We start from the raw sequence: 12,568 nt of genomic DNA, 5'->3' as shown, positions 1-12,568 counted from the left end.
CCGCCCGTCCCGGCCGAGCGCTCTGGCCGCCCTGCGCCACCTGCTGGCCGAACACGGCAGGGCCCTCCCCGACGCCGACCGCGCCGCCCAGGCCCGCGGCGTCACGGTCCTGGCCACCGCGGCGGAGACCCTGAAGCAGGCCGTGAGCCGCCTGGCCGGCTGACCCGGGCCCCCCGAACCGCCCGGGGGGCCGTTCCAGCTGCTCAGCTGCTCACCGGTAGTTGACGAACTGCACGGCGAAGTCCAGATCCTTGCCCTTGATGAGGGTCTGGACGGCCTGCAGGTCGTCGCGGCTCTTGGAGCTGACGCGGAGCTCGTCGCCCTGGACCTGGGCCTTGACGCCCTTGGGTCCCTCATCGCGGATGATCTTGGCGACCTTCTTGGCGTTGTCCTGGGAGATGCCCTCCTCAATGGACGCGAAGATCTTGTACTCCTTGCCGGAGAGCTGCGGCTCGCCCGCGTCCAGCGCCTTCAGCGAGATCCCGCGCTTGATCAGCTTGGTCTCGAAAACGTCGAGGATCGCCTTGACGCGCTCCTCCGAATTCGCCTGCATGAGGATCTTCTCGTCGCCGGACCACTCGATCGAGGCGCCGACGTTCTTGAAGTCGTAGCGCTGCGAGATCTCCTTGGCGGCCTGGTTGAGGGCGTTGTCGACCTCCTGCCGCTCGACCTTCGAAACGATGTCGAAACTGGAGTCGGCCATCTTCAGTTGGCTCCTTGGCTCTGATCCGTCGGGGCGGCCCGATGCCCGGCCCGCTGTGGCAAGCCTAGCCACCACGCCCATGGGCGGCGCTGATCAATCAGGTGGCGGACCACCCCCGGGAATCGGGTATCGTTTACGTCGTCGCCACCGAGGGCCGCCACAAAGCGGTCACCGTGCGTCAACCCTAGGCGGTGTGCCCGAGTGGCCAAAGGGAGCAGACTGTAAATCTGCCGGCTCAGCCTACCGTGGTTCGAACCCACGCGCCGCCACAGGGAAAAGGGGCCCGTGACCTGCGGAAACGCAGAGCACGGGCCCTTCTCTGTTGCCGGTCGACAGATGGCCCGAATTGCGGGCTAAGTCCCACCGTGTCTCACTCGATGACCCCTCCTGACCGCTGCTTGTGGGGGCAGGCGTGGCGCAGGGAATCGGCTCACTCCCACTGCTTCAGCGCCTTCTCGATCCTGGCGTTCGCCATGCTCGCCGCGCCGTCCAGACCACCCCGGAATTCGGCCAGATCGACACACAGGCGTGACGTAGGTCATACGGCCGGGTGTGAGCGACTGCTTGCGGACCCGTCGCCAGACCTCGTCGTAGCCGCTTTCCTGTCCAGCCCGCCGCGCGAGGTCTGGAACAGCCAGCCCTCCGGCGCGGTGCGGTACCTCTCGATGTGCGACCGGAGCATCGTGACGAACCGCGGGAGATCGGGACGTGCCGCACGTCCTTTCGCGGTCGCCACTTCGGTCCGCGGTTGTCATGGGCCAGCCCCCAGTCCGTCCACGCGCTCCCCACGCGTGGACGGGCGCATGGACGGCTTCCAGCACTTCACGGTCCCCGTACCGGCGCTCTACCGCGGCGGCTAAAAGGCGCCGACGACCTTGAAGGCCTGGTTGACGAAGACGTGGTGCGGCCATGCCACGCCGATGTTGTGGGCCTCGTACTCGCCGTTGCTCAGCTTCACAACACGGTCGACGACGCCCCCCGGGTAGGCGCGCAGCGAAGCTTCCGTCGCCTTGTTCGCTGTCGTTCCGGTGACGATCGTCCCCGACCCCTCGGTGTAGTTCGCCGGGATCTGACCGACCTTCTTTGACACGGCCGGTGCACCGCGCTTGAAGGGGATCACCCCTGCCTTCGAGGAAGTCGTGCCGCCAGTCGGTTGCACGATGACCAGCGTGGCCGCGATGGTCGTGCTGTTGACCGTCCCAAGTACGAGGACGGGTTTGCCTTTTGTAACGGCACTCGCCAAGGTCGAGCTCTTCCCCTTCTGGTATGTCGTGGCGGACGCCTCGTCGATGGTCACCTTCTGACCCAATGTCGTCACTGTGAAGCTCGACTTGGACACGCTGCCGACCGTGCCCCACACTCCCCCTGGGGCCGGTCCAGACCGAGCCCCGGATCCCCCGCTGGGCGGCGCCTGGTGCGCTGCTGTTGCCGAGAGGGACGTGGCTGTTGCCGAGGAGGACGTGGTCCAACCGGCGGAAAGCCCGATCACCGCACACATCAGCGCAGCGGCCCCGATCCATCCACTTCTTGTGTTCGACAGCGATCGCCGTACGGCGCCGCCTGAACTTCCAGCAACCGACGGCCCTGACGTCGCGCCCGTCTTGTGGGGGCTTATTGGGTCGTAATCGTTCATGATGGCGTTCCTCCTACTTCATCTAAATGTGCCTCAGGCAAATGTGTGTGAATTTCTCAGAAAGGGCCCGGACCCGGGCACCGCCACGCCCGCTTATCCTCGAGCTCGCCCGATACCGCGAACCGGTTTCCAGGCGCTGCCATTTTTGGGAGTTTCCTGGCCCCAAAAGGCAATGGCCGTGGTCAGATCACTTCACGACGACGGTCACCGACGAGGAGGTGGTGGTCCCGTCCACGACGCGCAGCGTCTGCTTGCCCTTGCCAAGGGTGCCGTTGATCGAGTAGCTGCTGTGGCGGTCGACGGTGGTGCTGGCGTGCAGCGACACCCACTTGCCGTGCGTGTTCTGCTCCTGAAGCGTCACAGTGCTGCCCTTGGACAGGCCAGTGGTGCTGCCGGAGAAGGTGATCGAAGCCCCCACCTGCACGTGGGTGGCGCTCGCCGAGATGCTGATGCTCGACTTCGGCGCGTGCTTCTTCGCCGGAGCGGCGGCGTTGGCGGCTGTGGCGCCTCCTGCGACGAGTACGGCGGACAGCGCGGCAACAGCGGCGATACGAGTATTCAAGGTGACTCCCCTGAGACGGCCCTGGATTGGGCCTGCCGCGAGAGATTAACTCGCACCGCACCCGAATTCCCTGAGATGCCGGTGAGCTCTCGATGAGCTTTCTCATCCTGTGTGGAATCCAGGGGTTTTTTCGCTCGCATGACGGAAAGTTAGCCATTTCTTGGCTGAATTTCCCCGTATGCCTGGGCAATTGATATCGGGATGAATGGTTCCCAAAGGAAGGGCATGGGCTCGGCTGGTCGGAGGTACCGAAACGCCTTGTGCCATCAAGGAAACGGGAGCGCCATATGGCGACCAGTGAGCCTTCCTGTGGCAGGCGTGGGGCACTAGCGCGCCAAGCCCTCAAGCGGCGCCCCATCGCCCCCGCCCCGTCGCTAGCCGCATAGCCGCTGGCCCGGATCGTCGTGGGCGTCAGTTCCCGGCGACGTTCTTGACCGCGACGGGGATCGGGGTGTTACCGGAGATCAGTTCCAGGGTGAGCCCGGCGGTGGAGGGGGTGTCCAGCAGCTCGGCGAGGACGGCAGCGACGTCGTCGCGGGGGACTGAGCCGGGGCCGGTGCGGGCGGCGAGGTGGACTCGGCCGGTGCCGGGGTCGTTGGTGAGGGTACCGGGGCGCAGGATGGTCCAGTCGAGGCCGGTGCGGGAGCTGATGGCGGCGTCGGCGGCGGCCTTGGCGCGCAGGTAGACGGCGAAGACGGGGTCGGTGCCGGGTGGTGGCTCCAAGGTGGCGCCCATGGAGGAGACGATGAGGAAGCGGCGTGCGCCGGCGCTTTCGGCGGCGTCGGCGAAGAGGACGGCGGCGGCGCGGTCGACGGTCTCCTTGCGGGCGGGGCCGCTGCCGGGCCCGGCACCTGCGGCGAAGACGGCGGCGTCGGCGCCTCGGAGGGCTTCGGCCACTTCGGCGGCGGTGGCGGATTCGAGGTCGAGGACGATGGGCTCGGCACCGATGGTGCGGAGGTCGTCGGCTTGGGCGGGATTGCGGATGATGCCCGCGACTTCGTCGCCACGGCCGGCGAGGAGCCGTTCCAGTCGCAGGGCGATCTTTCCGTGTCCACCAGCGATCACAATGCGCATGTATACGACGCTACGCCTTAGGCGGGATCTGTGCGGCTCCGGGACTGGCGGGGCAGGTCGAGGGCGAGGGTATCGGTGTATTCGCGTACGGCGCTGGTACGGGAGACGACCCGGCCGCGGTGGATGACGATGCGGCTGTACGCGAGCGACAGCATCGCCTCGAGGCCCTCGGCGCGCACCGCCAGCAGCTCGGCAGGGAAGCCGGCCTCGATCCGGACTTCGGGCAGCCCGAGGACGGCACGGGCCCGGTTGCTGACGGCTTCGTAGGCCTCCGTGGCGGTGCACGCGCCGTGGGAGGCGAGGAGGAAGGCGGCTTCGAGCGGGTCGCCGCGCCCGACGGGGTTGGCGAGGTCGCGGAGGGCGCCGCTGCCGGCGGTGACCCGGACGCCGGCGGTGCGCAGGATCCGAACCTGCGCGGTGCTCCCGCGTTGTGCGGTCTCCAGGGCGCCGCAGTTGCCCTGGGGGAGGGCGGCGACGGAGACGCCGGCGGCGGCCAGCTGGTCGGCGGCGCGGGCGGCGGTGTCGCGGGGGAGGCGGGCGAGGCCGCCGCAGGGGCCGATGGTGACGCCGGGGCGGAGGCCGCCGGCCATGGCGGCGAGGCGGGCGAGGCGCGCGGGGTCGTCACCCTCGGTGTGCAGGTCGACGGGGAGGCCGAATTCGGCGGCGACGCCGAGTACGGCTTCGGCGTAGCCGCCGGGGTCGGGGTCGAGGTCGGGGCAGCCGCCGACGACGCAGCCGCCCATTTTGAGGGCGTCCCGCAGGATGGCGAGCCCGTCGGCCCCGGCGGCGCCGGTGAGGAGCCGGGGGACGGCGACGGTCTGGAGCTCGATGAGGCCGCGCAGGGCGCGCCGGGCCTGGAGGACGGCTTCCAGGGAGCTGAGCCCCTGGACGTCGCCGATGCGTACGTGGGTGCGCAGAGCGGTGACGCCGTGGCCGAGCTGGAGGAGGGCGGCCTCGGTGACGCGGCGCTGGATGTCCTCGGGCTCGCAGGAAGGCGGCCCGGTGCTGTTGGCGGTGAGGGCTGTGTCGAGGTGGGCGTGGGGTTCGGCGGGAGCGGGGAGCAGCAGGTGGCCGCTGAGGTCGATGTTCATGCCTACGGCGGGGCCCAGGCTGCCGACGGTTCCGACGGCTTCGATGCGGGAGCCGGCGAGGCGTACGTCGACGCAGCGGCCGTCGGAGAGACGGGCGCCGTACAGCAGGAGGGTGGTGGCGGTCGTGTCGGTGGGATCGGTCATCGCGTTCCTCGGGGCCGGAGGCAAGATCGCGCAACACGAGCCTAGGGGGCGGTGTCGGATGCGTCCGGGAAGAGGCGATTAGTCATACTGGCGGGGTCGCCGTTTGGGACCGCCCCGGGATTGTCCGGAGTGGTGTCAAGTGACTTGTGTTACACCGGTGCAGGGCTGGTCGGGGTCTGTGCGAGGTCCGGGCGGTGGCCCGTTCTGTGCACGTGGGATACGGATTTCACCTTCGGCGGCGGACCGTGTAATGTCTTCCTCGCTCGCCCCAATAGCTCAGTCGGTAGAGCGTCTCCATGGTAAGGAGAAGGTCTGCGGTTCGATTCCGCATTGGGGCTCGGATGATCTGGTGAACCACCACCCGGTGGTGATCCTCTTCATCGCAGCGGTGTAGCTCAGTCGGTAGAGCAAGCGGCTCATAATCGCTGTGTCACCGGTTCAAGTCCGGTCACCGCTACCCTGTGCAGCCGATTGAGGGATCGGTCCTTCAATCGGCTACTCTTGCTGTGTTCAAGTTCTATTAGTCGTTCGTCAAGGAGCACTCACGTGGCCGCTACCGACGTCCGCCCGAAGATCACGCTGGCCTGCGTGGAGTGCAAGGAGCGGAACTACATCACCAAGAAGAACCGGCGTAACGACCCGGATCGTCTTGAGATGAAGAAGTACTGCCCGCGCTGCAACGTGCACACCGCGCACCGCGAAACGCGCTGACTTCAGGCTGTTACGACCGCGAGGCCGCCCCTACCACCCGGGGGCGGCCTCGTGGCATTGAATGCGTCCAGCCGGAGAGTCAGAGAGCCAGGAGGTGCTGATGGCACTGGATCAGTCGTTCGTCGGGCGGAGCTATCCGCCCACCCCGCCCTATGAGGTGGGCCGCGAGAAGATCCGCGAGTTCGCCGAGGCGATCGGCGACCCGAATCCCGCGTACACGGACCCGGAGGCGGCGAAGGCCGTCGGCCACCCCGATGTGATCGCGCCGCCGACCTTCGCCTTCGCGATCACGTACAAGGCGGCCGGCCAGGTGGTCGACGACCCGGAGCTGGGGCTCGACTACAGCCGGGTGGTCCATGGCGACCAGAAGTTCACGTACTCCCGCCCGGTCCGGGCCGGTGACCGGCTCTCGGTTGTGACGTACATCGATTCGATCAAGTCACTCGCGGGGAACGATGTGCTGTCGGTCCGCGGCGAGGTGAGCGACGAGAGCGGTGAGCATGTGGTGACCGCGTACACAATGCTCGTGGCCCGCGCTCCGGAGCCGGAAGACCCGGAAGGGGCCTGAAGTGACCGCCAAGATCTCCTACGACGACGTCGAGGTCGGCACCGAGCTGCCGGCGCAGACCTTCCCCGTGAGCCGCGCCACGCTGGTCCGGTACGCGGGTGCCTCCGGCGACTTCAACCCGATCCACTGGAACGAGAAGTTCGCCAAGGAGGTCGGGCTGCCGGACGTGATCGCGCACGGCATGTTCACGATGGCCTCGGCGATCCGGGTCGTCACCGACTGGGCCGGTGACCCGGGCGCGGTGACGGAGTACGGGGTCCGCTTCACCCGGCCGGTCGTCGTGCCGAATGACGAGGCCGGTGCGGTGATCGAGGTCGGCGCCAAGGTCGCGGCCAAGCTGAGCGAGGAGGACCGCACCGTCCGGGTCGACCTCGTCGCGACCAGCGGCGGTCAGAAGGTCCTGGGAATGTCCCGCGCGGTGGTCCGACTGGCCTGAGGGCAGCGGGGGTTGACGCCCTTGGTTATTGACCGATAACTTACTTTCATGGCGAGTGACGGAATCCGGATGAGCGCGGACGAGCGGCGCGAGGCAGCCGTCCGTGCGGCGATGACGGAGTTCGCCATGGGCGGCTACAACGGCACGTCCACCGGTGTGATCGCCAAGCGCGTGGGCGTTTCGCAGCCGTATCTCTTCCGTCTCTTCCCGAACAAGAAGGCGCTCTTCATCGCCGTCGCCGAGCGCTGTGTACGCAACATCGAACGGCACTTCGACAAGGCGTCCGAGGGGCTGGAGGGGCAGGCCGCGTTCGAGGCGATGTGCGGCTCGTACCAGGACCTGATCCGGGACGGCGAAGCCCTCCGGATGCAGCTCCAGATGTACGTCGCCTCGGTCGACGACCAGGAGATCAGCGAAGCCTGCCGGCGTGGCTGGATGGGCCTGTGGGAATACGTACGAGCCCGTACGGGGGTCGACGATCGCACCGCCGCCGAGTTCTTCGGCACCGGCATGCTCGTCAATGTCCTGGTAGCCCTCGGTGTCCCCGAGGGGGAGCGCTGCTGGACCGGAGTCGAGGAGCTCTACGCCGAGCGCTCCACCGGCTGATCGCACACCACACCATTGAGGTGTGTCCAGCTGTCCATCGAAGTTATTGATCAATAACTAACCTGCTGGGGGAGTCATGCAGACAGGCATGGAGCACGGAACAGCAGCCCGCCGCGGCACCGCCGTATGGGCCCTGATCATCACCAGCGTGGCCGGCTTCATGGCCGCGCTCGACAACCTCGTCGTCACCACCGCCCTCCCCTCCATCCGCAAGGACCTGGGCGGCGCGCTCCAAGACCTCGAATGGACGGTGAGCGCCTACACCCTCACCTTCGCGGTGCTGCTCATGTTCGGTGCCGCGCTGGGTGACCGCTTCGGCCGCCGCCGGTTGTTCATCATCGGGCTCGGCATCTTCTCCGCCGCCTCCGCCGGGGCCGCGCTCGCCCCCGGCATGGGCGAACTGATCGCGGCCCGCGCCATTCAGGGTGTCGGCGCCGCGATCCTCATGCCGCTGACCCTGACCCTGCTGTCGGCCGCGGTCCCGGCGGAACGGCGCGGCACGGCCTTCGGCATCTGGGGCGCGGCCAACGGCCTCGCCGTCGCCACCGGCCCGCTCATCGGCGGCACGCTCACGGAACACTTCACCTGGCAGTGGATCTTCTGGCTGAACGTCCCGCTGGGCCTGCTGCTCATCCCGCTCGCCCGGCTGCGGCTCGACGAGAGCCGCGGCCCGAACCCGCGGCTCGACCTCCCCGGCACCGCGCTCGCCAGCGGCGGCCTGTTCGGCATCGTCTACGCCCTCGTGCGCGGCAATGTCGACGGCTGGACCAGCGCCTCCGTCCTGGGCGGCCTCATCGGCGGCACGGTCCTGCTCGCCGCGTTCGTCTCGTACGAACTGCGCGCCACGAACCCCATGCTGCCGATGCGGCTGTTCCGCAGCCGTGCCTTCAGCGCCATCAACGCCGCGAGCCTGCTGATGTTCCTCGGCATGTTCGGATCAATCTTCCTGCTCAGCCAGTTCCTCCAGGGCGTGGTCGGCTACTCGCCGATGCAGGCCGGGGTCCGCATGCTGCCCTGGACCGGTATGCCGATGCTCGTCGCGCCGATCGCCGGGATCCTCAGCGACCGTATCGGCGGCCGTCCGGTCGTCGCTGCCGGCCTGGCCCTCCAGGCGGTCGGCCTCGGGCTGTTCGCGCTGGTCATCGCGCCCGACGTCTCGTACGCCGCCCAGGTGCCGGCGCTGGTCATCAGCGGCGTCGGCATGGCCCTCTACTTCGCGCCCAGTGCGAGCCTCGTCATGAGCAGCGTCCGCCCGGAGGAGCAGGGCATCGCCTCCGGTGCGAACAACGCCTTCCGCGAGATAGGCGGCGCGCTCGGGGTGGCGTCCCTTGCGGCGGTCTTCTCCGCCCACGGCGGCTACGAGTCCGCTTCGCGGTTCGTGGACGGCTTGACCCCGGCCCTGTGGGTCGGCGCGGGCGCGGTAGCCCTGGCCGCGGCGGCCATCCTCTCCGTCTCCCTCACCGGGCAGGCCGGTGCGACGCGGGGCGCCTCCGGCGCGGGTTCCGTCCCCTCGGCGTTGTCCGGCTGACCCGCCGGACGGGCTGGGTTCGTCCGGCCGGACCGGCGCGGCAGGTTGTCTTGGCTGCGAGCATGCCGGGGGCACCCGGCGCCGCCCCGGCCGGCCCGGCGAGGGCACCGTAGGGTGGAGCCCGTGCAAGTACTCGAAGACGCCCCCCTCGCCCCGTTGACCACATTCCGACTGGGCGGCCCGGCCGCCCGCCTCGTGACGGCGACTACGGACGCCGAGGTTGTCGGCGTCGTGCGGGAGGCCGACCGGACCGGGACGCCGCTGCTGGTCATCGGGGGCGGCAGCAATCTCGTCATCGGGGACGACGGCTTCGACGGCACGGCCCTGCGCATCGCGACGGCCGGGTTCGCCCTGGACGGCGCCCGCCTCGAACTCGCCGCCGGGGAGGTCTGGGCGGACGCGGTCGCCCGCACGGTGGAGGCGGGGCTGGCCGGCGTCGAATGTCTGGCCGGCATCCCTGGATCGGCGGGGGCGACGCCGATCCAGAACGTGGGGGCGTACGGGCAGGAGGTGTCGTCGACGATCACCGAGGTGGTGGCGTACGACCGCGTGAGCCGCGAAAGGGTCACCATTCCCGGCGCCGAGTGCGGGTTCTCGTACCGGCACAGTCGCTTCAAGGCGGAGCCGGAACGTTTTGTCGTCCTCCGGGTGCGCTTCGGGCTGGAGGAGGCGGGCGGCCTGTCGATGCCGGTGAGATACGCGGAGATGGCGAGCGCCCTGGGGGCGGAACCCGGTGAGCGGGTCGCGCTGGCGATGGCGCGCGAGACGGTGCTGAAGCTGCGGGCGGGCAAGGGGATGGTGCTGGACCCGGAGGACCATGACACGTGGTCGGCGGGTTCGTTCTTCACCAACCCGATCCTGACGGAAGCGGAGTACGAGGCGTTCCTGACCCGGGTCCGCGAGCGGCTCGTCCCCGGGGCGAACCCACCGGCCTACCCTGCCGGGGAGGGCCGCGTGAAGACCTCGGCCGCCTGGCTGATCGACAGGGCGGGCTTCGCGAAGGGCTACGGCAGCGGACCGGCCCGCATTTCGACCAAGCACACCCTGGCGCTGACAAATCGGGGCCACGCCAGGACCGCCGACCTGCTGGCACTCGCCCGCGAGGTACGGGAGGGGGTGCACGCCACATTCGGCGTCACGCTGGTGAATGAACCTGTGACGGTAGGCGTACGTCTCTGAAGGAGGGCTGACCAACCCTTCCCGAGATGAAGGTGGAAAGTCCGGAGTGCGGCACCTGGAAACGGCAGCAGCGCAGAGCGCGGCAGACGACAGCGAGGCGGACCACAGCGAGAGTGGTCGCCCCAGACGTTGGCCGTTTCGCTCGCACATCGTCGTACTGGCCGTCTGGACCGTGGTCTGGTTCCTGATCGCGGAGCGGCACGGCGGCATCTCCTGGCACTATCTGCGGACCGGCGGTGAGTTGCTGGTCGAGGGACAGCCCGGCGGCGGTCTGGGGATCTACGCGAATCACCCGGAGTTGCAGATCGGGCCGGTCAGTTTTCTGGGCGCTGCTCTCTTCGACCCGTTCCCGGCCGCGGTGGGGGTGCGGACGGCCGAGGCGGTCATGTCGGGCCTGGGCCTGTACATGCTCGTCCTGGTGGGGCGTACCGCCGCGGAGTTCAATCTGGGGACCGGGCTCAACCACCGCCGTCTCCAGCAGCGGGTGCTGATAGCCGGGCTGGCGTTCATCCCGATGTGGGTGGAGGTGTCGGTGCGCTTCGCGCATCTCGACGATGTGCTGGCGCTGTTTTTCACCACCCTGGCGATCCGGGCGCTGGTACGCGGCCGCCCGGTCGCCGTGGGGATCATGCTCGCCCTGGCGGTGGACTCCAAGCCGTGGGCGCTGGCGTTTCTCCCGTTGCTGCTGGCCGTGGAGCGGCCGGACCGGCGTCGGGCCGCCTGCTGGCTGGTGGGGCTGGTTGCCGCGGCCTGGCTGCCGTTCTACCTCACCCATCTCGGTTCCGTGGCCGCCGCCCACTTCGCCATCGCGAACCAGCCCGCCTCGGCGTTGCGCTGGCTCGGGGTGCACGCCCCGGCCACGCCGTGGTGGGACCGCCCGGCGCAGGCGCTGCTCGGCTTCGGGCTGGGCACGGTGGCGGTGCTCAGGGGGCGCTGGCCCGCGGTCGTACTGCTCGGCGCCGATGCCCGGATCGCGCTCGACCCCAGCGTCTATACCTACTACAGCGCCTCGATCCTGCTGGGCACCCTGGTGTGGGACGCGATCGGCCAGCGCCGCCTGGTGCCGTGGTGGAGCTGGATCGCGCTGCTTTCCCTCTACGGCAGTACGCTGCTGGTCCCCTCCGACGGCGCCCGCGGGCTGATCCGGCTGGCTTTTGTGGCGGGGTCGGCCGGCTACGTACTGCTGTGGCCGATGCGGCCGATGCGGGGCCGCCGCCGGCTGAGCAGGAAATGAGCCGGCGGGCTACTCCGGGTCCGCCGACAGCCAGTCGTCGATCCCGGTGAGCAACCGGTCCCGTACGTCGGCGGGTGCGGCCGATCCGCGTACCGACTGCCGGGCCAGCTCGGCGAGCTCGGCGTCGGTGAAGGCGTGCGCGTCGCGCGCGAGCTCGTACTGGGCGGCCAGGCGCGAGCCGAACAGCAGGGGATCGTCGGCGCCCAGGGCCATCGGGACCCCCGCGTCCCAGAGGGTGCGCAGCGGCACGTCCTCCGGCTTCTCGTAGACCCCGAGGGCGACGTTCGAGGTGGGGCACACCTCGCAGGTGATCTGCCGCTCGGCGAGCTTGGCCATCAGCCGCGGGTCCTCCGCCGCCCGCACTCCATGCCCGATCCGGCCGGCGTGCAGGTCGTCCAGGCAGTCACGGACACTGCTCGCGCCCGCGAGTTCGCCGCCGTGCGGAGCGGCCAGCAGGCCGCCCTCGCGGGCGATGGCGAAGGCGCGGTCGAAGTCACGGGCGAGGCCGCGCCGCTCGTCGTTGGAGAGCCCGAAGCCGACGACGCCCCGGTCGGCGTAGCGGACGGCGAGCCGGGCCAGGGTGCGGGCGTCGAGCGGGTGTTTCATACGGTTCGCGGCGACCAGGACCGCCATGCCGACCCCGGTTTCCCGTGAAGCGTCGTGCACGGCGTCCAGGATGATCTCCATCGTCGGGATCAGGCCGCCCAGCCGGGGGGCGTACGAGGTCGGGTCGACCTGGATCTCCAGCCAGCCGGAACCGTCCCGGGCGTCCTCCTCGGCGGCTTCGCGGACGAGTCGCCGGAGGTCCTCCTCGGAGCGCAAGCAGGAGCGGGCGATGTCGTAGAGCCGCTGGAAGCGGAACCAGCCGCGCTCGTCGGTCGCGCGCAGTTTCGGTGGTTCCCCGGAGCTGAGAGCTTCCGGAAGGTGTACGCCGTACTTGTCGGCGAGCTCCAGCAGGGTGCTCGGCCGCATGGACCCGGTGAAATGCAGGTGCAGATGTGCCTTCGGTAGCAGACGGACATCTCGCGCGCTCTGCATTAACCCTCCGTTACTGGTAAAATCCGCTCCGTGCCATGAGGCGCCGGGCCGGGCTTGTCCG

13 protein-coding genes and 3 tRNA genes are annotated in these 12,568 nt (G+C 69.3%); 10 read left to right on the top strand and 6 right to left on the bottom strand.

Going from position 1 to position 12,568, the window contains the following annotated elements:
* Positions 1 to 211: 211 nt before the first annotated feature.
* Positions 212 to 703, bottom strand: a complete 492-nt coding sequence (locus FCI23_RS03075) for a YajQ family cyclic di-GMP-binding protein (RefSeq protein WP_136721858.1) — start codon at positions 701 to 703, stop codon at positions 212 to 214.
* 187 nt (positions 704 to 890) lie between these two features.
* On the opposite strand from FCI23_RS03075, the gene FCI23_RS03070 reads away from it, so the two are divergent.
* Positions 891 to 972 (top strand) — tRNA-Tyr (locus FCI23_RS03070).
* Between the two features lie 587 nt (positions 973 to 1,559).
* Here FCI23_RS03070 and FCI23_RS03060 read toward each other — a convergent pair.
* The 4 genes from FCI23_RS03060 to FCI23_RS03045 all read right to left on the bottom strand — a co-directional run bounded on the left by FCI23_RS03060 (position 1,560) and on the right by FCI23_RS03045 (position 5,207).
* On the bottom strand, positions 1,560 to 2,042 hold the full coding sequence (locus tag FCI23_RS03060) for a hypothetical protein (RefSeq protein WP_136721857.1): 483 nt from the start codon (positions 2,040 to 2,042) through the stop codon (positions 1,560 to 1,562).
* 481 nt (positions 2,043 to 2,523) lie between these two features.
* Positions 2,524 to 2,898, bottom strand: a complete 375-nt coding sequence (locus tag FCI23_RS03055) for a hypothetical protein (RefSeq protein ID WP_136721856.1) — start codon at positions 2,896 to 2,898, stop codon at positions 2,524 to 2,526.
* Positions 2,899 to 3,309: 411 nt separating this feature from the next.
* Positions 3,310 to 3,972 carry an NAD(P)H-binding protein gene (locus tag FCI23_RS03050; RefSeq protein ID WP_136721855.1) on the bottom strand — a complete coding sequence of 221 codons (663 nt, stop codon included), beginning with the start codon at positions 3,970 to 3,972 and terminating at the stop codon, positions 3,310 to 3,312.
* Positions 3,973 to 3,989: 17 nt separating this feature from the next.
* Positions 3,990 to 5,207: an amidohydrolase family protein gene (locus FCI23_RS03045; RefSeq protein WP_136721854.1), complete on the bottom strand. Its 1,218-nt coding sequence runs from the start codon at positions 5,205 to 5,207 to the stop codon at positions 3,990 to 3,992.
* 265 nt (positions 5,208 to 5,472) lie between these two features.
* Between FCI23_RS03045 and FCI23_RS03040 the strand changes: the two genes are divergently transcribed.
* The 9 genes from FCI23_RS03040 (at position 5,473) to FCI23_RS03000 (ending at position 11,469) form a co-directional block, all read left to right on the top strand.
* A tRNA-Thr gene (locus FCI23_RS03040) sits at positions 5,473 to 5,545 on the top strand.
* 46 nt (positions 5,546 to 5,591) lie between these two features.
* A tRNA-Met gene (locus FCI23_RS03035) sits at positions 5,592 to 5,664 on the top strand.
* Positions 5,665 to 5,753: 89 nt separating this feature from the next.
* A complete protein-coding gene (gene rpmG, locus FCI23_RS03030; protein ID WP_169316665.1) occupies positions 5,754 to 5,918 on the top strand; it encodes a 50S ribosomal protein L33 in 165 nt (54 codons plus the stop codon).
* Between the two features lie 100 nt (positions 5,919 to 6,018).
* On the top strand, positions 6,019 to 6,486 hold the full coding sequence (locus FCI23_RS03025) for a MaoC family dehydratase N-terminal domain-containing protein (protein ID WP_136721852.1): 468 nt from the start codon (positions 6,019 to 6,021) through the stop codon (positions 6,484 to 6,486).
* 1 nt (position 6,487) lies between these two features.
* Entirely contained in the window at positions 6,488 to 6,922 is a 435-nt protein-coding gene (locus FCI23_RS03020) for a MaoC family dehydratase (protein WP_136721851.1), read from the top strand.
* Between the two features lie 48 nt (positions 6,923 to 6,970).
* Positions 6,971 to 7,528 carry a TetR/AcrR family transcriptional regulator gene (locus tag FCI23_RS03015; RefSeq protein WP_136721850.1) on the top strand — a complete coding sequence of 186 codons (558 nt, stop codon included), beginning with the start codon at positions 6,971 to 6,973 and terminating at the stop codon, positions 7,526 to 7,528.
* Positions 7,529 to 7,616: 88 nt separating this feature from the next.
* The gene (locus FCI23_RS03010) at positions 7,617 to 9,056 is read left to right on the top strand and encodes a DHA2 family efflux MFS transporter permease subunit (protein ID WP_136722014.1); all 1,440 of its coding nucleotides are present in this window, start codon (positions 7,617 to 7,619) and stop codon (positions 9,054 to 9,056) included.
* A gap of 123 nt (positions 9,057 to 9,179) precedes the next feature.
* Positions 9,180 to 10,235, top strand: coding sequence for a UDP-N-acetylmuramate dehydrogenase (locus FCI23_RS03005; protein ID WP_136721849.1), 1,056 nt, complete (start codon positions 9,180 to 9,182; stop codon positions 10,233 to 10,235).
* 46 nt (positions 10,236 to 10,281) lie between these two features.
* Positions 10,282 to 11,469, top strand: coding sequence for a hypothetical protein (locus FCI23_RS03000; protein ID WP_407645914.1), 1,188 nt, complete (start codon positions 10,282 to 10,284; stop codon positions 11,467 to 11,469).
* Between the two features lie 9 nt (positions 11,470 to 11,478).
* On the opposite strand, the gene FCI23_RS02995 is transcribed toward FCI23_RS03000, so the two are convergent.
* The gene (locus tag FCI23_RS02995) at positions 11,479 to 12,507 is read right to left on the bottom strand and encodes an adenosine deaminase (protein WP_136721848.1); all 1,029 of its coding nucleotides are present in this window, start codon (positions 12,505 to 12,507) and stop codon (positions 11,479 to 11,481) included.
* Between the last annotated feature and the right edge of the window lie 61 nt (positions 12,508 to 12,568).

It is taken from the genome of Actinacidiphila oryziradicis (genome assembly GCF_005047355.1).
In the GTDB taxonomy this organism is placed as follows: domain Bacteria; phylum Actinomycetota; class Actinomycetes; order Streptomycetales; family Streptomycetaceae; genus Actinacidiphila; species Actinacidiphila oryziradicis.
Note: the sequence above shows the minus strand (reverse complement) of the source record. Positions and strands in the feature narration are given on the sequence as shown.

Coding starts and splice junctions, on each gene's coding strand:
- FCI23_RS03075 (WP_136721858.1), bottom strand. CDS start 703: ATGGCCGACTCCAGTTTCGACATCGTTTCGAAGGTCGAGCGGCAGGAG.
- FCI23_RS03050 (WP_136721855.1), bottom strand. CDS start 3,972: ATGCGCATTGTGATCGCTGGTGGACACGGAAAGATCGCCCTGCGACTG.
- FCI23_RS03045 (WP_136721854.1), bottom strand. CDS start 5,207: ATGACCGATCCCACCGACACGACCGCCACCACCCTCCTGCTGTACGGC.
- FCI23_RS03025 (WP_136721852.1), top strand. CDS start 6,019: ATGGCACTGGATCAGTCGTTCGTCGGGCGGAGCTATCCGCCCACCCCG.
- FCI23_RS03015 (WP_136721850.1), top strand. CDS start 6,971: ATGGCGAGTGACGGAATCCGGATGAGCGCGGACGAGCGGCGCGAGGCA.
- FCI23_RS03010 (WP_136722014.1), top strand. CDS start 7,617: ATGGAGCACGGAACAGCAGCCCGCCGCGGCACCGCCGTATGGGCCCTG.
- FCI23_RS02995 (WP_136721848.1), bottom strand. CDS start 12,507: ATGCAGAGCGCGCGAGATGTCCGTCTGCTACCGAAGGCACATCTGCAC.